Origin of the sequence: Cyclobacterium qasimii M12-11B (assembly GCF_000427295.1) — a bacterium.
Classification (GTDB): domain Bacteria; phylum Bacteroidota; class Bacteroidia; order Cytophagales; family Cyclobacteriaceae; genus Cyclobacterium; species Cyclobacterium qasimii.
This window is the reverse complement of record NZ_ATNM01000167.1, coordinates 1-21,781: the sequence shown is the minus strand read 5'-3', so window position 1 is coordinate 21,781 and position 21,781 is coordinate 1. Positions and strand designations below refer to the sequence as shown.

Sequence of the window (21,781 nt, the reverse complement as noted above, 5' to 3'; positions counted from 1 at the left end):
TTTTTATTCTTTTAAAAAGGATGAGAGCATCCAGTGGTGTAACTCTAAACTTTTGATAAATGCAACGAGCATATCCTCAGTAGCCTTGTCACCCAAATCAGCAACTTTAACTGCACAGACATCCATGCTGTCTACCAATGATTGAAAATCTCTTAGCACTTCTTCAACCATTTCTCTAGAGCTCAAATCTGTACCAACCTCTTTTATATCGGCTTTCTCGAGATAGTCTTTCATAAGACTGTATGGCGTCATTCCAAATACCCTGATTCGCTCAGCGATAAGGTCTATGTTTGCAAATGACTCAGTATAGAGTTCCTCAAATTTCTCATGAAGATCAAAAAAGTCACCTCCTGTAACATTCCAATGAAAATTCCTTAATTTTTGGTAATGGACGTGATAATTGGCTAAAAGTTGGTTCAATGAAGCCACTATTTTTTCGGATTCGTCTTTGTTGTATCCTAGTTTTTTAAAAACTCTTTTTTCTGATTTAGCGCTCATAATATACAATTTTACTTTATAAAATAATTCAATGTTGTAGGTACATATATGTCCATAAACTATGCCAATCAGGGTATATTTCCTTGGTAAATTGTAATTTATTTCAGAAATTATTTTTCTGCTATGCTTCTTAAATGTCCATCGGCTTTTGTGAGAGAAGGAGTTCTCTAGCTCGGTTTTTTCATTAGAATTAAACGGTTTTCTCAAAGTAGGGAGTGATCATTAGGTAACTATCCTAAATTGAAGGCTTAATCAAAGAATGGCTATAGTGATGCTGAAAAAAGGATGACAGGGCTGTCTTTGGAATGGTTTTACCAGGAAATAGAAAACCAGTTGGGATTTTTGGGCTTAACTGGGCAAAAACAGCATGCCTATCTACTTGAAAATTGAATTGTAAAACTATAAAGGATAAGCAAAAGTAGGGGCAAGAAGGATGAAAACCCCATTTGCTATTACTTGTGAATTAATTGATTCAGGCTCATTCGCAAAATCCCACCCATGTTCTTACAACCGAGAAATGCTGGGTTATTATAGTGTCTGGCCAATTCATTTTTAAGGGTTTCTATATTTGAATCTTTGGAAAGAACATCCTTTTCCATGCTATTCAGAATATCCGTAATTTCTTTTGGTGAACTGGTAAGTCTGGTAGCTATCAATGCTCGCTCCTCTTTCTGGTATTGCGCCATGGATTCCTTGGTGATATGCTTGATACCTAATTGAATGAGCGCATTGTTTTGTTTAAAGAATTGGGGTAAATAAATAGACTTTTTACCTTCATAGGACTGTTGGTCAAAGTCGATAGAACGGATCCTGTAGTGCGTTTCTTCAAAATCTGGAGTTACATCTATTACAAAATTCGAAGAATGCATGTCTCCCAACAAACGCACAAAGCACCGTTCGTTGAACTTTACAAATTCTTTTGACAACCTGATAGGATTTAGCAAAGGATCATGAAGCTGTTGTTTCATAAATTGCTCTCCGGGAATCCCTGCAATATGCTCTTCAATAAGGGTGTCCCTATATACCAGATAGCCAATTCTATTGGGTGACAATAGATGCTCTAATCCCAGGCCGTAAACCCTCGAAGCATCGGCATTTTTGATATAGAAATAATCAAAATTATCATTGATGCGGTTGACAATCCTTACCCTAAAAGGTTGGGTGTTGCCATAGGTGCAGAGGTCTATTCTGTCCACATATAGGTGCTGCATGACAGTCATGTCACCATCTGCTTTTAGCAAGGCGTAAATCTTCTTTACTTTGTAATGGATCTCATTTCGGTCGGATTCATCGTAAAATACCGTTTCCCATAAGGTGTCATTGTCTTTATAGTCATAGAGAGCAATGGAGTTAGTGTACCTGAGCAATTCCTTATAGTGAATAGGGATATCCACCTCACGGCCATATTTGACCAGGTATTTCCTCAAGTTTTCACTTATGGGGTAAACGATCTTTTTTTTGCTGATGACTGCCATATTTAACCTTTTAGATGGCCATTACATTTTGTCTTCTATTATATGTTCTTGTTTTCTTAGTTTTCTGTCAAATAAGAAAGGACCGAAGGGAAGAATGGAGGCAATCAGCCCCATCAAAGCAATCCTGAAAGGCCATCTTAATTTTCGGGAAGTAGGGAACATGACTAATATATACACAACAAAAAGGACCCCATGAATCCATCCTACATAGGTAACCATTGTTGGTAAATCGAAAATGTATTTCAAAGGCATTGCAATGAAAACCAATACCAACATGGAGATACCTTCTGTAATACTTACGATTCTAAATCGGTGTAAGATGCCTAATCGCTCTTCATTTGTCATTTTACTATTGTTTAATATTGAAAAATACTTGTAGGGTATCCCATAGTTTTCTTTTCAGAGATACATTTTTTTCTAATCCATCCAAATCATCCGCAAAGAAATAATCCAGGGATTCTTGTGTGATGTGGTAATTGTCTTTTTTCAGACGCATCAAGTGATGGTAAATGGTTCCGAAAATAATCAGCTTGTCTGGGTTTAATTGCTCCAGAGGGTCTTCATTACTGCCTTTTAACGAATGCTCTGACATCAATGCAATGTCCTTTAGCGAAAGGTTTACAGCACTGAATACTTTGAGTAGAAATGCTCTGTTGCTTTCTTTTAATTCTTCTCCCTCATAAATTACCAGAATTGATTTTTGAAATCCTCCTTCATAAGGGATTGGTTCAGGATCGTGCTCTATTGCTGTAGGCTGCAAATCAGGTTCACTCGCTACAATTGGATCTGTTGAGGTATTCAAATCCAATCTCGACGCCATTTTATTGACGGCAAGTTTTTCGTTGACTTCTCCTTTGATCACAAAGAGCTCATCAGTTAGAAATAAAGACAGTTCTTTTAAATTCATATTATAGGAATATTCATATCAAATTACAAAAACTATTCCTTTTGACCGATCCCTTCTAAGTCAAAAAGTGATTTTAATTCCGTTGCATCTTGTGGGTTCATTCTTTTAGCTAATATTAGCCTCAATTGCCTTCGCCTTAAAGCACCTTTATAGAGCTCCTCTTCTTGCTCATTCAAAGGAATTAGTTCTGGTACCTTTGCTGGCTTTCCATCACAGTCTACAGCCACAAAGGTGAAAAATGCTTTGTGAGAGGAATACTTCCTATTGGCGGGAATGTCTTCTGCAATTACTTCTATGTAAACTTCCATGGAGGTATTGAAAGCCCTGGTAACCTGAGCATGTAGGGTGACTACATTGCCTAGGGCAATAGGGCTTTTAAAGGATATATTATCCACTGAGGCAGTCACTACGATGGAGTTGGAATGCCGTTGTGCAGATATGGCAGCTACCACATCCATCCAATGCATTAATTTCCCACCCATTAGATTGTTCAATGTGTTGGTATCATTCGGCAATACCATCTCTGTCTTGATGACCTCCGAATCCTTAACATGCTTGTGTGTATCTTTCATAAGCCTTGCGTTTATTCCCAACCTTCATCTCCCAACAGAGGGACAAATGAAAAGTTGTCAAAGGTCTCTTTTAAAATCTTTTTATTGGTTTGTTTCGTGAGTTTTAGCATTTGTTGCTTTTTTCGGTCTCCGACTGGAATAACCAATACCCCACCAATATTTAACTGTTGCAACAATGCTTTGGGCACCACCGGGGCACCTGCTGTCACTATAATTTTATCAAATGGAGCCTGCTCTGCTAATCCCAGACTACCATCTCCATGATAATGTTTAACTTTTACACCTATTTTAGGTAAAAATCTTTTCGTCCTTTCGTACAATACCTTATTGAATTCTATGGTGTGAAGCTTTGCACCAAGACAGTACAAAATCCCTGCCTGATATCCAGAACCTGTACCTATTTCAAGTACTTTTTCTCCGGGTGCAATGTTTAAGAGTTCACTTTGAAAGGCAACTGTGTAGGGTTGGGAAATGGTTTGGCCTTCACCTATAGGGAATGCTTTGTCCTCATAGGCATGGCTGAGTAGGGCGGAATCAAAAAAGAAATGCCTGGGGACATTATTGATAGCCTCCAGGATTGCCTCATTGCTTATGCCTTTGTTTCGCAATGTTTTTATTAACTCTCTTCGTTTGCCTTTATGTAAGTAGCTGTCTTCCAGTTTTAACATTGTTTTGAGCGTGTCATATACTGATTGAATTGCTAAGTTAATGCTAAAAATGCCTTACTTTGTCATTGAAACAGGAATTTATCCTTGGGTATTCAAGTTTAGTTCAGATTTTACAAATCGGCATTAAGCAGGGGTTGATATCGCATTAAAACCAATTGGCTTGGATACCAAAACAAAGTGCTGTTAGGATATAATGGAATGAACAAGGTGAGGAACCCTCTTTAAGTCAATTGAAAGGGCATTCGTTTTTAAGGTTCACGAAAGAAATAAGAATATGTTTACAGGAATTATCGAATCATTAGGTAAAATCAAGGGCATAACGAAAGAAGGAAGCAATATCCACTTTGATGTCACAAGCACCCTTGCATCAGCGCTGAAAATAGACCAATCCCTGAGTCACAATGGCGTTTGTTTAACAGTGGTAGCTGTTAATGCCAATGAATATAGGGTGACGGCGATAGATGAAACGCTTCAAAAAACCAACCTTGGGAAACTAAAGGAAGGTGATTTAGTGAATTTGGAAAGGTGCATGGCAGCAGATGGTCGATTTGACGGCCATATTGTACAGGGACATGTGGACCAAACAGGAGAATTGCTTTCAGTTGATTCAGTAGATGGAAGCTGGGTTTTACCTTTCTTATGATGCCCAAATTGGAAACGTTACGGTAGAAAAAGGATCAATTTGTGTCAATGGTACCAGCCTGACTTGCTTTGATTCCAAAGAGGGCCTTTTCAGTGTCGCTATCATACCCTATACATATGAAAACACAAATTTTCACTTATTACAGCCTGGAGATATGGTTAACCTTGAGTTTGACATTATAGGAAAGTACATTCATAGGGTACTCAAGGGGTATTGAGGCCATGGTTGCTTGCCCTGTTTTCCCAAAGTGTTTTTACTTTGACAGTGCACCAATAGACCAAAAAACCGATAAGTATGCCTATCAATGCACCTACGAGAATATCTAGGGGGTAGTGTACACCAAGATAAATCCTGGAATAGGAGACGATAGCTGCCCATAGAAATAACCAGCGAAACCCTGGAATTCTACTTTTCCCTACCTTATAAAGGAATGCTGCCAAGGCAAAAGTATTTGCAGCATGGGAGGATGCAAAACCGTACCTGCCACCACATCCGGAATAATTTAAGATGATGTCTTGCCAGCGTGGATCGTGGCAAGGGCGTAACCTTTCAAAATAGGGTTTCATAAAACCAGAAGTCAATTGATCTGCCATCAAAATCACCAATATCAACCCTACAAGGTACCAAATGCCACTGCTTTTGTATTCTCTAAAAATGAGGTACAAAAGGAATACATATAATGGTATCCAAATGTACTTACCGGTAATGGCCAACATTAGTGTATCCAGCCAAGAGGCATGAATTTGGTTTAAAAAAAGAAATAGCTGTTCATCCCAGTGTACAATACTTTCGATCATTCGTTATGCTTCTTTAACCCAGTTAATGTCTTTTTTTAATAACTGCAGGGTTTCTGATTCCTTACTTCCGGCTTCCGGCACTTGATTGTATACCCAGTTTGCCATAGGAGGCATACTCATTAATATACTTTCAGTTCTGCCATTCGTGTCCAGCCCAAACTTGGTCCCAGCATCCCAAACCAAGTTAAATTCAACATATCGGCCTCGTCTCAATGCCTGCCAATTGAGTTCTTGCTCGCCATAAGGCAGTTTGTGGTTTTTTGCCATAAAGTGGCAATAGACTTTAGGGAATAAAAAGCCTACCCCTTCAACAAAAGAGAGTAATTCATCGAAGGACATTTTGTCATTGGAGGTAAGCCTGTCAAAAAAAATACCTCCAATCCCTCTTGTTTCCTCTCTATGGGGTATGTAAAAATAATCATCAGCCCACTTTTTAAACTTATCATAAAAGGAAGCATCAAAGGTGTCACAGTGAGCTTTAAGCTGCTTATGAAAATATTGCGCATCTTTTGGGTCTACATAATGTGGGGTCAGGTCTATGCCTCCTCCAAACCAATAGGTGCCATTGCTCATTTCAAAGTACCTGATATTCATGTGAATAATAGGTACCATGGGGTTCTTGGGATGAATAACAATAGAAACGCCAGTAGCAAAAAAATCAGCTTCCTCCAGGGCTAACTTTTTTAGGATTTTTTCTGGGGTAGGGCCGTGTACTGCAGAAAAAGCTACTCCACCTTTAGCGATAACCTGACCATCGACCAGTACTTTAGTGGCACCACCACCCCCTTGGCTCCGTTCCCAGTTATCGGTTTCAAATTTGCCTACACCATCGCCTTTTTCTAAAGCCTCACATATATGTTGCTGTATCTTACGGAATCTTTCCGCTATAATCTCTTTGTTCTCTTTTTCCATGTTAACAGGGTAGTTATGGGTGTTAAAAAGGATAACCTATTCCTATGTTAAATACTTGTTGTCCGCTCTCTCCCAAAGGGTTTTTTAGGGAAAGTTTATCTAGAATAAACCTTTCATTTTCGGGTCTGGCAGGGTCGTAAGCCTTGATGCCCATGTCTAGTCTTAATACCAAAAATTCAAAATCCATTCTCAAGCCTATGCCTGTTCCTATTGCGATTTCCTTATAAAATCGGTTGGCTTTAAATTCGGCGCCTTCTCGTGAAGGATCCACTGCAAAGGTCCAGGTATTACCGGCATCTACAAAAATAGCACCGTCGAAATAGCCAAATAATTTTCTCCGGTATTCGAACATTGCTTCAAATAAAATCTCTCCAGGTTGCTCAAATCGATAATCGAAGGTTCCATCTTCATTTGTTTCAGGAGTGAAACTACCAGGCCCGAGCCTACGTGGTTGCCAGGCCCTGATGCTTGTGCTTCCACCTGCGAAGAAATACTTCTCATAGGGCAAAACACCACCACTAATCCCATAAGGCTTAGCCAATCCAAGGTTTAAGCGATAAGCAAAGGTGCTTTTATGGCTCAAAGGAATGTATTTCCTGAAATCAGATTGGAATTTTAAAAACTGAAAGTAATTCAAATCTTTATCCCCAATACGTTTAGGATCTATCCAATTGAACGTAGTACCACCACTCTCGGCGAATAGTCTCCAAAGTGACGCCTCCTTTTTCTGGAATAGTCCGTACTGGTTAAAATTGATGATAACCTGTCCCGAAATACTACTTACATAAGAAGGTAGGAACGAGTTAATCAGGTTATTCCCTTGGTCTTGAATTTCTTCCAGACGTACCTGAAACAATGAATCTAAGGAGGATCGAATAAGATTGGCGTCAAGCAGGCTAAAGGTAAACTGTTGCTTTAAATTTCTGGTGGCCCAGGTATAAGCCAAAATAGTATTCAAAGCTTCCCTCACATATTCAGGTCGATTGACGTAGCTGTACCCAAGTAAGGTTCGGGTTCTGGGATTGTATCGGCCGAATTTTTCCAGAGTGCCAAAATTGAAGGGTATTAAAAACTGAGGAAATAGAATGGAGGCAGAGGTAGACAATTCACGACTCCTATAAACACCCCCTTCAGTAGTGGCGGAAGCTACCCCTTCTAGCCCAGCCCTGAAATTAAATTCAAAAATTTCTAAGCCTTTAAATATATTTCTATTACGAAGGGAATGACTGAAGAAAGGCCCTGGAAGCTGTTCTGTTACACTCGCACCCAATTGGTTGGTAATCTGAAATTTTTGGTTGGGTCTGGTGAAAATTTTTGTTGTGATACTATTTCCCAAGGTGTCAAAAGATATATTAACAAACCGAAACATATCCAGATTAGCCAGTTGACGCTGAGTTTCTATGACGGCGTTTTTATTATAGCGTTCTCCTTTTTGTTGAAAAATCCTGGAGCTGATTATTTTTTCTGAATACTTGTCCTGATACATCGAAAACCGAATGTCTTTCCAGGTGGTTGTTACCTGATTGTCTGGAATAAGCTCATTTGGAGGTGCTATCGAAAAAGTGATGGAGTCAATCGTGTAAATTTGATGATTTTCTCCTGACTTTGGCTTTTTGATGAGCTGTTCGATTACCACATGTTTTTCAAGGGTGTCCTTGTATACATTGTATTCTATAAAGGATTTTGCAAAAGTATAATAACCATTGGCTTTTAGTAAATCCTCAATTCTTTGCCTTTCGTTCGTTACATTGGACTGGCTGTATCGGGCTCCTTTTTTTAGTAAGGAATGTCTGTGGTGTGTTTTTAAAAGTTCATTTAAAACAGTGTCAGACGTTGTATTGATCAAACTGTCAATTTTATAGGGACTTTTTTCTGCTATGAAATAGGTGACTTTCGCCTTTTTTGCCTTGCTTTCAATTTCTGTGTCCACCGTTGCATCAAAAAAGCCATTGTTTTGCAGATAAATAGACATCTGCTGCTTGGAGGAGGCAGTTTTGGCACTGTCCAGGATCACTTTGGGGTTACCGGTTCGCATAAACCAATTGCCATATTCCAGCTTTTTCTCCAGGTTATTTACCTTGCTGCTTAGCTTATTGTACCTTTTTTGTACTTTTCCTGAAGTATTTCCCTGACGAATTTTTTCTGCCGTTTCTTGAAGTACCTGTTTGGTTTGGAATTGCTTTGTGGCAAGCTTGCTGCTGTCATAAAATGCATTACCCAAATTGTAAACCATTACCCCTGGTGAAATATTTAGTAGGGGAATTCGGGTATTAGGTTTTTGCTGAATAAGATCTTTAAGTGCTTCAGCATTACTTTTGTCAATGCCCTGAGTATTTACATCTGTTAGCAATAGCTCATTCTCATGGAGTCCTTTGGTTAAGGAACAACTCCACAATAAATGGATCAAAAAAAGAAAATTTATATATTTGGTCTTCTTCACAACTACACTCATGACTAATGCTAAGCAAAAATACAGTTAAGTTTATTAAATCCTTGCACCAGAAAAAATTCCGTAAGCAAGAACGTGCTTTTTTTGTGGAAGGAGCCAAGAATGTAACGGAATTGTTGCTTTCAAATTTCACTGTAAGTCATTTGCTTTGTACAGAAAAGTACCAGGAAGAAAATGAATCCCTGCTCAGCAGCTTTTCAGGTACTAAAATTCTATTGAAGCCTAAAGAACTTGAATCATTGGGTACTTTTTCTACCAATGACCAAGCTTTGGCAGTGGCAGAAATAAAGGAAAATAGATCGTTGGAATTAGAGAAAGGGCAATTGATACTTGCTTTGGATGACATAAGAGATCCTGGGAATTTGGGTACAATTATTCGAATTGCAGATTGGTATGGCATAAGTAAATTGCTGCTGTCAACCAATACAGCGGACATTTACAATCCTAAAGTATTGAATGCCAGCATGGGGTCTTTTACCAGAATGAATTTTGAATATGTGGATTTGGTGAAAAAACTCGAGGGTTCAGGCCTCCCTATCTATGGGGCTTTTTTAGAAGGAATGAATGTGCACGAGCTCAAGGGAACTGCTGAAGGGGTTTTGCTTATGGGGAATGAATCCAATGGCATTTCTTCTGAGCTTGAAAGCATTGTGACAAAGAAATTGACGATTCCTGCATTTGGTAAGGCCGAATCTTTAAATGTTGCCATTGCCACTGCTGTCCTTTGTGATAATTTGAGGCGAATTATGCTATAACTAATTTGATTGGCAATGAAATCACTATTTGCTTAGACTTATTTATTTTTTTAAACCAAACCTATTGATTTACCGTAAGACCAATAACCCCAAATTGATCGGATTATTTCTTTTCAGATATATCATTTTTCACCAGGTTTAGGGTTGAAGAGTGAATTTTTTTCACAACAGTGGTGTGAAAGAAAACTGCACGGTGTAAAATTAACTTTAATTGTTTAAAAGGAACCTGTTGCACTAAATTGGTAAACAGCAATAATTATAAACCTTCCAAAGCCAGGAGATCCAGGCAGAATAGCAATACAACATTTAGGCCAAAGTCCGAACCCAAGACCGCTGATTTTATACTGAATTCAAAACACATCGAATAAATAAAAACCAAACTAGAAGTTATGAACAAGTTATTTATACTGGGTCTCCTGTTTGCCTTTACGGCCTGTCAGGAAAAATCTCAAAACCAGTCCCAGGACGCTTCAAATCAGGAAGTTTCCATAAGCGATTATCCTTCGGATTTTGCAAAAGTCCTTGAAGCGCATGGCGGTATCGAGCAGTGGAAAAAGGAAAAGACATTGATGTACGAGATCGGTAAACCTGGCGAAGGTGAACAACAAATTATTGATTTGCACCGTCGAATGGACAAAACGATCACTTCTGATTATGAGATTGGTTTTGATGGCGAAAAAGCCTGGGCCTTAAACAAAGAAGGGGAATACAAAGGGAATCCTCTTTTTAGACACAACCTCATGTTCTATTTTTATGCCATGCCATTTGTACTTGCAGATCCTGGTTTGAATTATGAAAAAACAGAGGACAAGGAGATATTGGGTGAAAATTACAGTGGCATAAAGGTCACTTTTAATTCTGGTGTCGGTGACTCAGCTAGCGATGAATACTACCTTTACTATGACACTGAAACATACAAGATGGCCTGGCTTGCCTATAAAGCAACCTTTGGAACTGATAAAAAGCCTGAATCAGCCAACTTTATCAGTTATGATAAATGGGCAGAAGTGGACGGAGTGCTACTGCCCACCGAGATCGCCTGGTATACTGTTGAAGAAGGAGTTGTAGGAGAGGAAAGGAGCAGGGTTAATTTTAACAATATTAGTTTATCCAAAGAGGCCAAACCAGAAGGTTTTTATTCTATACCAGCCAATGCTGTTGTAGCAGAAGATAAAAAATAATAATCAATGCTTGCTGAAAACGGGATGAGTTTTTCAGATCTAAACCAGCTTGGGGAGAATTCCAGGCTGGTTTTTTTATGCCTGTAGTTCTAGCTTTCTACCTGCCTCAAGAGGCTAGCAAATTGATTCCTGAACGTTCAAACCTCAGACAATACAGTAGCTTCCAGCCCAATTTGAGCAGCAGAGAGGTAGCCTTACTTATAGTTAACTTGTAGTTGTTAAGCGGGTTAGGGGCTGTTTCATTTCGTAACATTTTTATTGCCTGCCTAAATTTATCTTTTGTCAAATTGCATTCCTCAGGCTTTAACAGATAGGCCACTGCTTTTGTCCATAGCGGTCTTATAGACTTGGTCATGAATTTTATTTGCGGCTCCCCCATGCAATAGAATGCTTATACCTAATTCAGGTTAAATCTAAAAATAGGGAGAAATCAATTCACCTTCTGAAAGAATGATTTTACCTATGGAAAAGCGCTGTCTAACGAGTTTATCCCTGTGCGTTTACTATTATATATACTTTTGTATCATTCGAAAAGAGAAATTTTTAAAACTAAATAGATATGAAAAATAATAGCTTATTTCTGGTCTTTGGAATTGTGGCAACATTATTTGCCTGCGATCCTATCAATGAAATCTCTGAAACAGTAATTCAGGATAATAATCTTGGAGTGAATATCCCGGAGAATTTTGATTTTTCTACTACTACTTCAGTTGATTTTAATCTTTCTGCTGTAAGCAGGGATAAAACACCGATATCAAATGTGGTATATAAAATTTACAATGGCAACCCTCAGAAAGAAGGGAAGTTATTGCAAACTGTTCGTTTAGATGAGCAGGGAAGTGCTACGATTTCATTAGATCTTCCAAGCTATTTAAAACAGGTATTTGTGACATCTGAATATATAGGTGTAGAGCCTATGGCCATCGTGCCAGTTTCAGGAGGACGGGTAAACTATCATTATGATGCTGCCAATCCTAGTATTTTACCTGATGAATATTTTTCTACTGATCAAGAGAATATAAATGCAAAAACGGCTTCCATCAATGATGACTTTCTGATGCTTGGGTCTTGGAAGAGCAATGGCAAACCTGAATACTTGGTAGAAGCAGATAAAATTTCTGAGCAGTTGTTGAAGAATATCAATTCAAGTCTTCCAGAAAGAAAGGATATTAGAACATCAAATCCTGAAGCTTTAAGCGAGAAATACAAAAGAGAATTGTTTGTAAGTGAAGACGCTGAAGTATGGGTGACTTATGTACATACAGGCGGAAGTTATCGAAATGCCATTGGTTACTATTGGTACAAAGATGGGGAAGCACCTAAAACGGCTGCAGATATCAAGAACAAAACCATCATTTTTCCAAATGCTCAGGCGGGTGTATTAAGCCCTGGCGACAAAGTGAAATTAACAGGCCCCAAAGATGGTGCGTTTGAGAAAGATACTTATATCGGTTGGTTTTTGATTTCAAACGGATGGCAAGGTGGCCTAGGTTATGGTAACGGTGTTTTTTATGCAGATAAAGACTTAAATACCAATAACAAAAAAGAGGCAGTAAGGGATCAAATGGTGTTTTTGTATGATGCCACAGAGCAAATACTCCTAATGGGTTGGGAAGACATTCGCAGGGACTATAGCGGATGTGACCATGACTTTAATGATGTAATGTTTTATGCTTCATGGAATCCAATTACTAGTGTAGATTTATCTGACTACGTCCCTATAGATTCCGATGAGAAGGACAAAGACGGTGATGGCGTTGCAGACAGCCAGGATGAATATCCTGAAGATGCTGAAAGGGCTTTTAATAACTATTCTCTAGGAGAAAATACCTTTGGAACCTTGTTATTTGAAGACTTGTGGCCAAGCTTTGGTGACTATGACTTGAATGATTTGGTGCTAGACTATAATATCAATGAAATATCAAATGCGAATAACCGTATCAAGGAGATTGAGTTGATTACAGTAGTGCGTGCCACAGGTGCTGGCTACCGCAACGGGTTCGGCATACAGTTAGGCGTGTCTTCAGATCAGGTTTTGAGTGTAGAGGGTACCAGGTTGAAAACTGGAACTATCAAAACTTTATCAAGTGGTGTAGAGCAAGGACAGAAATTGGCCACCGTGATCATTATGGATGATGTAAATGATAAATTGCCGATCATGGCCAATGTCAATGCTGGAAATGCACAACATGAGGCGGATACAATAGTAGTTAAAATCGTTTTCAAAGAATCAGTAAGGAAAGCTGATCTGGGTGCTGCACCTTATAATCCATTTATGATTATCAATCAGGAAAGAGGTAGAGAAGTTCACCTTATGAACAAACAACCAACAGATCTGATGGATACAGAGTGGTTCAATACAGCTGATGATATCAGTGCTATCGGTGAAGGTAAATATTTCACCAGCAATAATGGGTTCAACTGGGCGCTTCATATTCCTCAAAGTATTTCTTATACACAGGAAAAAGTGGATTTCACAAAAGCATACAGCAGGTTTGCTGAGTGGGCAAAATCTGGTGGAATGTCTTATCTGGACTGGTACCTGGATACTGATGGACAGGTAAACTCAGAAGCCATTTATAAAAAGTAAAACAAAATAGTGACATTAACAAAAGGCCTTTCCATTTTTATGGGAAGGCCTTTTTGTGTGTTTATTATATTAGTAAGTAGGGTTCTGAGCTCCGTTATTATGATTGGAGAGGCCAGGGTTTCAATGGCTATAGGTAGGGGTAGATGAGGTTCTGGATTTGCCGGATATCAGATTAAAGGTGGCGAATGTTAATTGCTGGGAAAGGTGTAATTCAGAATTAGGTTGGTGTGGAAAAGGTTTACCTTATTGTAAACCCAGGCAGGGCGTAGGTTTTGCTGATCCAAAGCCGTTTTATTCATTAGAATCAAATGCATGTTTAACCCTTCAATCCATTTTTTAGGATTGTAGCGTACTCCAAGATTTGCCTGCGCATAGCTTGGCATGGCGTATTTGTTTTTTCTGCATCAGCTGGATCAGGAAGAAAATACAAGCCAAAATAGGTGTACAATTGTAAGGCCTTTTCGGGAAAAGCTTGCTGAAAATAAGTGGTGACGGCATCTACCTGGCCGAGTCCCTCATTTCTTTCTCTCGATATAAAGGTATAGAAAGGGTCTTTTCCCCATTCTCTGGGACTTAAATAGCGTCCGTTTCCTTGCATTTTTGTGTAATTCACATGCCATAAGCTCTTTTTAGATTTTACCCCGATTCTGCCACTTAGTATCCAGTGAAAATCTGCTGGGTTTTTGTACCTCAGGGCAATATCTTCATTGCCGCCATTTCCTATGCCATGTTGAACAGTAGCCTGAAGCCCTGTGATCCCTTGCAAGGCACTGTTTGGCAACTTCCAGTTTTTGTCCCATTGAGCCAGGTAGGTACTGTAAATGTTGTTTACCAGGGTGTGGTTTAAAAGCAGTGTAGAGGCTGGTTTAAGGTTTAGCTTTACATCCAGTATATGGACAAAATCCGATCGGGTATTGCCAAAATAGTTGGAAGGCTGGCCCGTTTCATCACGACCCATCGGATACATGCCAATACTTTCTCCAGGATTAAACCAGTTCCCTGTAGACCTGGGAGAAATTCCCGTGATGAGGTGGTGGGAAATAGCGACCTGGGGATTTACCTGGAAATTCCAGTGTATGCCTTCTACATAGGTAGGGCTCAAGCGACCATCCTGCGCATTGATAAATGAAGTGTTTATTTCCATCCGACCCAAGCTTGCCTGAAAGTTGTCTTTCAAGTAATCCAGGTGGAGGTTGCCAATTTTCCCAAAAATAGTTCTATCCAAATGATTCACATCAAAAAGCCCTACCTCATATCGGTTTAGATTTGGTACCCGTTCATCCAGTGCATTAAAGTCTGAGCCAAACACCTTGAGAAACCCCAGGTATTCGGCTTTAATTTGAAAATGATAGGGCAACTTGGTAGTAAGGGCTATTTTAGCCATTTGGCCCAAGGCATAGTCATTTTTATAATCCTCCCAATAAGAAGTACGCATAAAATAGGAGCGAAGGCCAACACTCAATTCAGGTTTCCAAATTGTAGTGTCTTGTTGCCCATAAACCGGTATCCATAAGAAAATAGCGATCAGAAGCGTGAATAATTTTTTCATGTTACGCTATTGTTTTACAGCGAGTATGGGTTGGAAAGGACCATATTTATGCTCTTCCTCCGAAAAATCATCGGAATAGGGGCCGAAAGGATGATCCATGGGTTTTTTACTGAAATCTGGCCAATCCTCCGAGAGATCTTTGGCAGGTCTGCTCTGGGAATTGACATAGGCAGCCAGGTCCCAGGCTTCCACATCACTGAGCAGTGGCCTTTCGTAGGTCGCTCCCAAGGGCATATTGGCTTTTACATATCCGGAAAACTTAGACAAGCGGAACAATCCTGCACCATTGTTATAACTGTCGGGTCCCCAAAGTGGAGGGTAAAGGTAGGCTGTGCCGGAAGCGGCTTTTAAACCCTGACCTTCGGTTCCATGGCAACTGAAACATTGCATGTCATAGACGGCCTTGCCCCGAATAGGGTCTGCAGGGCGTTCCAATAAAGGTACACTGTACAGCCCAACGCCCAAAGGCCTTTCCCCTTTTGGGACATCCTTGCCTAGCCATTGCATATAGGCTACCATGGCTTTCATCTCTTTGCCTTCCGGATCCAGTCCCTGGCCATTGAGGCTCCTTTCAAAACAATCGTTAATTCTTTTGGGTATGCCTTCGGTAAGACCAGATCGCGACCTGACCTTAGGATAGTTGGCGGCAACTCCGCTGAAATTATTACCCAATGGGGCTGTTCCAGCTTCTAAATGGCAATTTTGGCAATTCATCCCATTGGATATCTGAAGTACCTTTCCTTTAGGACCAAGGTATTCCGAGGTATGTGCGACCAATTCTCTGCCGTATCGAATTTGGGCCGCATTGGGTGCTAGTTCCACGCTGGCCCAATCTGGGGCCTGCCAAATTCCTTCTTCTTTAATAAGTCGGAAATCTTCTTTTGGTGTTTCTACTTTAGCCATCTCCTTTTTCTCTTGAGGAGGAGATGGAATGTCCAATTGGCTGACTACTAGTAGTGCAGCAATGAATGAGATCAAAATAAATACAACCAATGACAAGCCAAATAGGCTGCGGAGTAATCCAATGATGGGGTTGGGGAGTTTTTCACATTTTTATTTTTAACCAATTACAAATATATTCTTTATCCCTTCCTTAAATGGTGATTAGTATCACATTAAAAATTTTGTTGATGCACAGCGGTAGATTTCCAAAGTGAAACCATGTAGAATGCTCATTCAGGCACTTTTTAATGCCAATAAATTTAAGCTTAGTATCGGATTTTTGAAAATTCTTTCTTGTTATTAAAAATTAATCTAAATAAGTATTGCTATAAAAAATCCCTTTTTGTAATATTGTGTTCGATTAGACTAAGTCTAAATAGCGCGGATGTTTTAACGGCGATTAAAACAAATCCGAGAAAAAATTAAAGGGGTGGGTTTTATTTATCCTTAGAATAATTCAATAATAAGCATGAGAAAATTATTATTTTTACTAGAAAGACAATTGGGGGTACTTGCCTTTCTATTTTTATGTAGCCTATTTTCTTTTGCTCAATCCTCACAAGCTGCAACGGTTAAAGGTAAGGTTCTTGACGCCGGATCCAATCCCATTCCTGGAGTAATCGTGAGGATAAAAGACAGCTCGTTTACTTCCATTTCCGCTGTAGACGGAAGCTATCAAATTTCAAATGTGCCAAAAGGTAATTTTGAACTTTTACTCTCAAGTATGGGCTACGAAGAGCATAGCAAGACGATAATCATTGATAAAGAAGAAACCATATTACAGCTTGATTTTTCATTGATAGCATCTACGACTGATCTTGAAGGGGTTGTTGTGGAAGGACAGTCAGTTAAGACTGAAATAGAAACCACAGGTTTTGCGGTTGAAGTGGTAGAAACAAAACAGGCGGCACTTCAATCCATACAAACCAATGATTTGCTGAATAGAACTGCAGGAATTCGTGTAAGACAAAATGGTGGAATTGGCTCTCGGGTAGACTATAATTTGAATGGAATGTCAGGAAATTCAGTACGGATTTTTATAGACGGACTTCCTGTTTCTACTTATGGATCCTCTTTCAGTCTGAACAGTATTCCTCCAGCAATGATAGAGCGGATTGAAGTCTACAAAGGGGTGATTCCAGCACACCTTGCGGATGATGCTTTGGGTGGTGCCATTAATGTGATCTTGAAAAAGGGAATGGTAAACAATCTTTCAGCCTCAGTGTCTTATGGTTCTTTTAATACCCTTCAGAGTAACGTGAGTGCCGCTTATAGAGATGAGAATACAGGTTTTACTACCAAGGTGTCAGCCTTTTCCAACTCTTCTGACAATGATTATGAGGTATGGGGAAAGTTTGTAAGAAACATACTTCCCAATGGAAGGTATGACTATGTAAGGGCAAAGCGGTTCAATGATGCTTATCGTTCGATTGGAGGAAAGGTTGATTTTGGATTTACCAACGTGAAATGGGCAGATCAGTTTTTTGTAAGCTATACTGGATCTGATGATTATAACGAAATCCAGCATGGAACTTACATGTCCATTCCCTACAAAGGGCGATTCACCACTTCTCAGTCACATGTGCTTGGATTGACTTATGTGAAAGAGGATTTTTTGACTAAGGGGCTAGACTTAACTTTCAATGGTTCTTTGAGTAAAATCAATGAGGTTGTAACCGATACGGTTAAGTGGAATTACAATTGGTTTGATGAAATAAGTCTTGGATTTGATGGCGAACCTTTACTAACATCTGGAGGAGCACAACAAGGCGCACCAACCATAAACCATATCAATCGAAATATCGCCACTTTTCGTGCAGGTGCTTCCTATGCTATCAATGAAAACCATAAGGTTTTTGTAGGGCAGACCTTTTATACACTAGATAGGGATGAGCAGGATTTTATGAAAAGTGTCATAGAACGAGAGTTTATTGGTACCCGTGACCTTCAAAAGTCCATCACCTCCCTTTCTTATGAACTTGATTTGTTCCAGTCAAGGTTAAAAGGGAATGTTTTTGGTAAGTACTATTTGCAAGGTATAGAAAAGATGGATCCTTTGTTGGTAGAGGAAAATGGTACTTCTACACGGATTGAGGATCGGGTCACCAGGAAAAGTGACACCGGTGGATATGGTGCAGCTTTTTCCTTTAGGGTGTTCAAGCCTTTGGTATTGATGGCATCAGCTGAAAAGGCAGTTAGGATGCCAGCTGAGGATGAGATTTTTGGTAGCCCGGGAGAAAACATTGTCCAAAACCTTGGCATCAGACCTGAAGTGAGTGACAATCTGAATTTAGGTTTTATACTTGGTGATTTTGAACATCAGTCGCATACTTTTTCTTTTACTGGTACAGGCTTTATCAGAGATACTCAGGACAAAATTATTCAACAGATAAACCCAAGAGTCAATGATGCTGTTCAGACCAATGCCTTTGAAAATTTAGGTAAAACCAAATCTATTGGTTTTGAAGGGCAGTTGAAATATGCGTATGGAGATTCCTTTAGGTTCATTGCGAATGTTTCTAAGTTCAATTCGATATTTAATACCAAGTATGATAACAATGGGAATGTATTTGAGAAATATCAACAACAGATTCCAAATGAACCCTTCTTCACGATTAACAGCTCAATGGACTATACATTTAAAAATGTGCTCAGTCATGGGTCTTTGCTTAGGCTATCCCATTATTTTGGATACGTAGAAAGGTTTTATACCACCTGGCTGGAAATAGAAGACTTTAGAACTCCCCGGCAATACATCAATGACATTGGCGCAACCTACACTTTCCCAAATCGGAAACTAGCGGTAAGTCTTGACCTTAAAAATATGTTTGACAAACAGGTTTATGACAATTTTGCCGTGCAAAAGCCGGGTAGAGCATTTTATGTCAAGTTCAATTATACAATAGGAAATTTCAAATAGATAATGTTTAATAATAGACGTATTACTACGATGTTTAGAAAAATCAATACAAGCAATAGGTTGCTGGCTTTTAGTTTAGCATTTGCGATGATTTCAATGGGTGCATGTGTTACGGATGACAATGAGGTTCCTGAAGAAGAAGAATTGGAAGCGGATCGATGGGTGACCTTGGTAGGTGCATTTATGGGTGATGTTCCTGGAGATGGAAACGGTGGAACCAATATATATGCGATGAGCTATGAAGATGCCATTAATCCTGAAATGGAATTTGATGTGTTTGATGATGGCGAACCCGTAAAATCCAACCGTACTGCAAGATTACAAGTTTCTGAGGACGGTGGTACTTTGTTTAACATTGCCTATTCTGGTGAAAATGGTGGTGAATATGCCAAGTTTGATATCCGTGGAGGAGCAAACTTTGTTCAGGAAGATGTAACGGTTAATATTTCTCAGTATGCAGGAACTTCACCAAGGTGGAGCAAACTATATGATGGAGACAAGACAGGTATTGCCGTAAATGTAGCAAATATAGTAGCAAATAATGTTGAAGATGAAAATGCTGATTTTCAGTATTACAGAGGTACTGCCACCGTATTGGATTTGGATTTACAAGAGACCCTTATCTCCAATTACAAAAATTACGAACTTCCTTTATCAGTAGAAGAAGAGCTTGCGGGGCACGCTATCTTCAGACTGGATGCCCCTGTTTTAAACCAGGCAGGAGACAAACTATTGATCGGTACATGGATGCGTAAATATGATCCTGCTACAGGTTTGACAGAAACCGAATGGGACAGACTGGGTACAAAAACCCTTGTTGTGGATTACCCTTCTTTGGATAACCCTACATTAATAACTTCAACTCAAGCTGACGGAGACTGTTCTGGTTATAGAAGCAATGTCAACCAATTGGCTGATGACGGCTACATTTATCAGGCTACCACTAGAAATAGCAATGGCTCTCATATTTTGAGAATCGGTTCTAATAACGAATATGATAATACTTATGCTTTGAGTCTTGATGATGCACTTGGGCTTGCAGACACTTATGTGGATGCCTGGAAATATGTTAGCAATGGCATTGGGTATGCTTTGATCCGTCATGGTATAGAAGACCAAGGCTATGTTGTACGCATGGACCTTAAACAAAAGACTGCTTCTATTGTGCAGGGCTTACCAAATGATCCTGATGTAAGGTTTAACCAGTTCCAGGGCTTCCTGGTAAGTGGAAACGATCTTTTGTTGCCTATCTCACCACTTGGACAAGATGGAAATATTTACATCCTTCACAGCCAAACCAATGAGGTGTCTATAGGAGCTAAAATAATCAACAAACCAGGGAACCACTTTATCGGTACCTTCTAGAAAATATTAAACTTTTTAAAATCCCCTGTATTCTCTTTACGAAGTGCAGGGGATTTTTTTTACCTGGGATTTTAATACCTCAAAAAAATCAACAAGAGGCAAAGGACAAAATCACAACGTCCACGTCTTACCAAAAACGCACATTAAGTCCAAATACCTACCCCCAGCTCCAACGGAGCGTAATATATCAGCCAAGGGTGTCAGCCCTTGGTAAGGAAGATTATACACATCTTGATTTTGGCGGTATTGTTGCCTTTTTTTCTGCAACAATACTGACAAAATCTCTTTTGTTATTTTAGTTGAGAGTAGAGGGGTCAGATGAAAAGTACGCTTTATTTGTAGATTGTATCATGTTGTAAAACAGACAACTAACAATTGGCCAGTTGAATATCCCAATTTGGGATATTCAACTGGCTTTTGTATATTTGCACAATGAGAATCATCGCGTTTAGAACGATAAGAGCGTTTTTCGAAAACCCAGAATACGCTGATTCTGAGATTTCCTTGAAAGCTTGGTATCATGATGCTAAAACTGCAGATTGGAAAAACTCAAATGAATTAAAAAAACAATATAAAAACGCAAGTATTGTTGGTGATGGAAGAGTAGTTTTTAATATAAAAGGCAATGATTACAGATTAGTAGTTGCAATTGATTATGAATTCCAGGTGATTTTCATAAGATTTATTGGGACACATAAGCAGTATGATAAAATTGATGCAAAAACGATTTGATTATGGAAATACGTCCAATTAAAACAGAACAAGATTATGATTCTGCCATAGGTAGGATTGAAGAATTGTGGGGAGCAAAAAAAGACACTCCAGAAGGTGATGAGCTTGATTTATTGGTGACTTTAGTTGAATCATACGAAATGAAACATTATCCTATTGCTCCACCTGATCCAATTGATGCCATTAAATTTCGCATGGAGCAAATGGGAATGACAAATTCGGATATGGTGAAATATTTGGGCAGTCAAAGTAGAGTTAGTGAGGTGCTTAATAAAAAAGAAAGTTGACCTTAGGAATGATTAAATCACTTTACAAGGAGTTAAAAATACCAGCAGAGATATTACTAACTTAATATACCCTGAAAAATCTATTTTCCTGTAATGATTTTTACTGACAATTCAGTGGTATCCGAAGAAGCCTGTAGGGCTTCAACAATAATAACCGTGCGGTGTCAACCCACGGAAACCCGAATAAAACACCAATCGATTTTGGCGGTATTGTTGCTCTTTTTTGCAACAATACTGACAAAATCACAACGTCCACGTCTTACCAAAAACGTACATTAAGTCCAAATACCTACCCCCAGCTCCAACGGAGCGTAATATATCAGCCAAGGGTGTCAGCCCTTGGTAAGGAAGATTATACACATCTTGATTTTGGCGGTATTGTTGCTTTTTTGGCAACAATACTGACAAAATCACTGCCCTTTTACCGAAACCACACATTAACCTTTACGCCAGCCGAAAACCCCTTTAGGGGTGAAAATGATTATAGCCAGTGGCCTCAGCCACTGGAATTGTGAAAATAAACGTCAATTGATTTTGGC

Annotated in this window: 18 protein-coding genes and 1 pseudogene; 8 read left to right on the top strand and 11 right to left on the bottom strand. The window is 39.3% G+C overall.

From position 1 onward, the window contains the following. Window positions 1–3: 3 nt before the first annotated feature. From ADICYQ_RS21295 to ADICYQ_RS21270, 6 genes are all read right to left on the bottom strand, one after another. Complete coding sequence (locus ADICYQ_RS21295) at window positions 4–498, bottom strand: Dps family protein (protein WP_020893864.1); 495 nt, start codon at window positions 496–498, stop codon at window positions 4–6. A 452-nt stretch (window positions 499–950) separates the two neighbouring features. Next, window positions 951–1,973 (bottom strand): hypothetical protein, encoded by a 1,023-nt coding sequence (locus ADICYQ_RS21290; protein WP_020893863.1) that lies wholly within the window; start codon window positions 1,971–1,973, stop codon window positions 951–953. A gap of 21 nt (window positions 1,974–1,994) precedes the next feature. Beyond that, window positions 1,995–2,318 (bottom strand): DUF3817 domain-containing protein, encoded by a 324-nt coding sequence (locus ADICYQ_RS21285; protein ID WP_020893862.1) that lies wholly within the window; start codon window positions 2,316–2,318, stop codon window positions 1,995–1,997. Between the two features lie 4 nt (window positions 2,319–2,322). Further along, the gene (locus tag ADICYQ_RS21280) at window positions 2,323–2,880 is read right to left on the bottom strand and encodes a hypothetical protein (RefSeq protein WP_020893861.1); all 558 of its coding nucleotides are present in this window, start codon (window positions 2,878–2,880) and stop codon (window positions 2,323–2,325) included. Between the two features lie 32 nt (window positions 2,881–2,912). Then, window positions 2,913–3,452 (bottom strand): acyl-CoA thioesterase, encoded by a 540-nt coding sequence (locus ADICYQ_RS21275; RefSeq protein WP_040417478.1) that lies wholly within the window; start codon window positions 3,450–3,452, stop codon window positions 2,913–2,915. Window positions 3,453–3,463: 11 nt separating this feature from the next. Next, window positions 3,464–4,120 carry a protein-L-isoaspartate(D-aspartate) O-methyltransferase gene (locus ADICYQ_RS21270; protein ID WP_020893859.1) on the bottom strand — a complete coding sequence of 219 codons (657 nt, stop codon included), beginning with the start codon at window positions 4,118–4,120 and terminating at the stop codon, window positions 3,464–3,466. 274 nt (window positions 4,121–4,394) lie between these two features. On the opposite strand from ADICYQ_RS21270, the pseudogene ADICYQ_RS21265 reads away from it, so the two are divergent. Further along, window positions 4,395–4,980: pseudogene (locus ADICYQ_RS21265) on the top strand (riboflavin synthase). On the opposite strand, the gene ADICYQ_RS21260 reads toward ADICYQ_RS21265, so the two are convergent. Genes ADICYQ_RS21260 through tamL form a run of 3 tightly spaced genes read right to left on the bottom strand, consistent with a single transcriptional unit; the run spans window position 4,967 to window position 8,879 of the window. Beyond that, on the bottom strand, window positions 4,967–5,560 hold the full coding sequence (locus ADICYQ_RS21260; protein WP_020893856.1) for a phosphatase PAP2 family protein: 594 nt from the start codon (window positions 5,558–5,560) through the stop codon (window positions 4,967–4,969). The pseudogene ADICYQ_RS21265 and the gene ADICYQ_RS21260 sit on opposite strands and share 14 nt — an antisense overlap. Window positions 5,561–5,563: 3 nt before the next feature. Beyond that, window positions 5,564–6,472 carry an oxygen-dependent coproporphyrinogen oxidase gene (gene hemF, locus ADICYQ_RS21255; protein ID WP_020893855.1) on the bottom strand — a complete coding sequence of 303 codons (909 nt, stop codon included), beginning with the start codon at window positions 6,470–6,472 and terminating at the stop codon, window positions 5,564–5,566. 22 nt (window positions 6,473–6,494) lie between these two features. Then, on the bottom strand, window positions 6,495–8,879 hold the full coding sequence (tamL, locus tag ADICYQ_RS21250) for a translocation and assembly module lipoprotein TamL (protein ID WP_020893854.1): 2,385 nt from the start codon (window positions 8,877–8,879) through the stop codon (window positions 6,495–6,497). A 50-nt stretch (window positions 8,880–8,929) separates the two neighbouring features. Between tamL and ADICYQ_RS21245 the strand changes: the two genes are divergently transcribed. The 3 genes from ADICYQ_RS21245 (at window position 8,930) to ADICYQ_RS21230 (ending at window position 13,447) form a co-directional block, all read left to right on the top strand. Then, window positions 8,930–9,676 (top strand): TrmH family RNA methyltransferase, encoded by a 747-nt coding sequence (locus tag ADICYQ_RS21245; RefSeq protein ID WP_040417469.1) that lies wholly within the window; start codon window positions 8,930–8,932, stop codon window positions 9,674–9,676. A gap of 389 nt (window positions 9,677–10,065) precedes the next feature. Continuing rightward, the gene (locus ADICYQ_RS21240; protein ID WP_020893850.1) at window positions 10,066–10,857 is read left to right on the top strand and encodes a DUF6503 family protein; all 792 of its coding nucleotides are present in this window, start codon (window positions 10,066–10,068) and stop codon (window positions 10,855–10,857) included. A gap of 559 nt (window positions 10,858–11,416) precedes the next feature. Further along, on the top strand, window positions 11,417–13,447 hold the full coding sequence (locus tag ADICYQ_RS21230) for an LruC domain-containing protein (protein WP_020893848.1): 2,031 nt from the start codon (window positions 11,417–11,419) through the stop codon (window positions 13,445–13,447). A 316-nt stretch (window positions 13,448–13,763) separates the two neighbouring features. Here ADICYQ_RS21230 and ADICYQ_RS21225 read toward each other — a convergent pair whose 3' ends face one another. Further along, complete coding sequence (locus tag ADICYQ_RS21225) at window positions 13,764–14,996, bottom strand: hypothetical protein (protein WP_020893846.1); 1,233 nt, start codon at window positions 14,994–14,996, stop codon at window positions 13,764–13,766. Window positions 14,997–15,002: 6 nt separating this feature from the next. After that, window positions 15,003–15,974, bottom strand: a complete 972-nt coding sequence (locus ADICYQ_RS21220; RefSeq protein ID WP_235114837.1) for a c-type cytochrome — start codon at window positions 15,972–15,974, stop codon at window positions 15,003–15,005. A 433-nt stretch (window positions 15,975–16,407) separates the two neighbouring features. On the opposite strand from ADICYQ_RS21220, the gene ADICYQ_RS21215 reads away from it, so the two are divergent. From ADICYQ_RS21215 to ADICYQ_RS21200, 4 genes are all read left to right on the top strand, one after another. Further along, the gene (locus tag ADICYQ_RS21215) at window positions 16,408–18,858 is read left to right on the top strand and encodes a TonB-dependent receptor (RefSeq protein WP_020893844.1); all 2,451 of its coding nucleotides are present in this window, start codon (window positions 16,408–16,410) and stop codon (window positions 18,856–18,858) included. Window positions 18,859–18,861: 3 nt separating this feature from the next. Next, entirely contained in the window at window positions 18,862–20,223 is a 1,362-nt protein-coding gene (locus ADICYQ_RS21210) for a hypothetical protein (RefSeq protein ID WP_235114835.1), read from the top strand. 432 nt (window positions 20,224–20,655) lie between these two features. Continuing rightward, entirely contained in the window at window positions 20,656–20,955 is a 300-nt protein-coding gene (locus ADICYQ_RS21205; protein ID WP_020893842.1) for a type II toxin-antitoxin system HigB family toxin, read from the top strand. Window positions 20,956–20,957: 2 nt separating this feature from the next. Next, window positions 20,958–21,242: a helix-turn-helix domain-containing protein gene (locus ADICYQ_RS21200; RefSeq protein ID WP_020893841.1), complete on the top strand. Its 285-nt coding sequence runs from the start codon at window positions 20,958–20,960 to the stop codon at window positions 21,240–21,242. The last annotated feature ends 539 nt before the right edge of the window (window positions 21,243–21,781 follow it).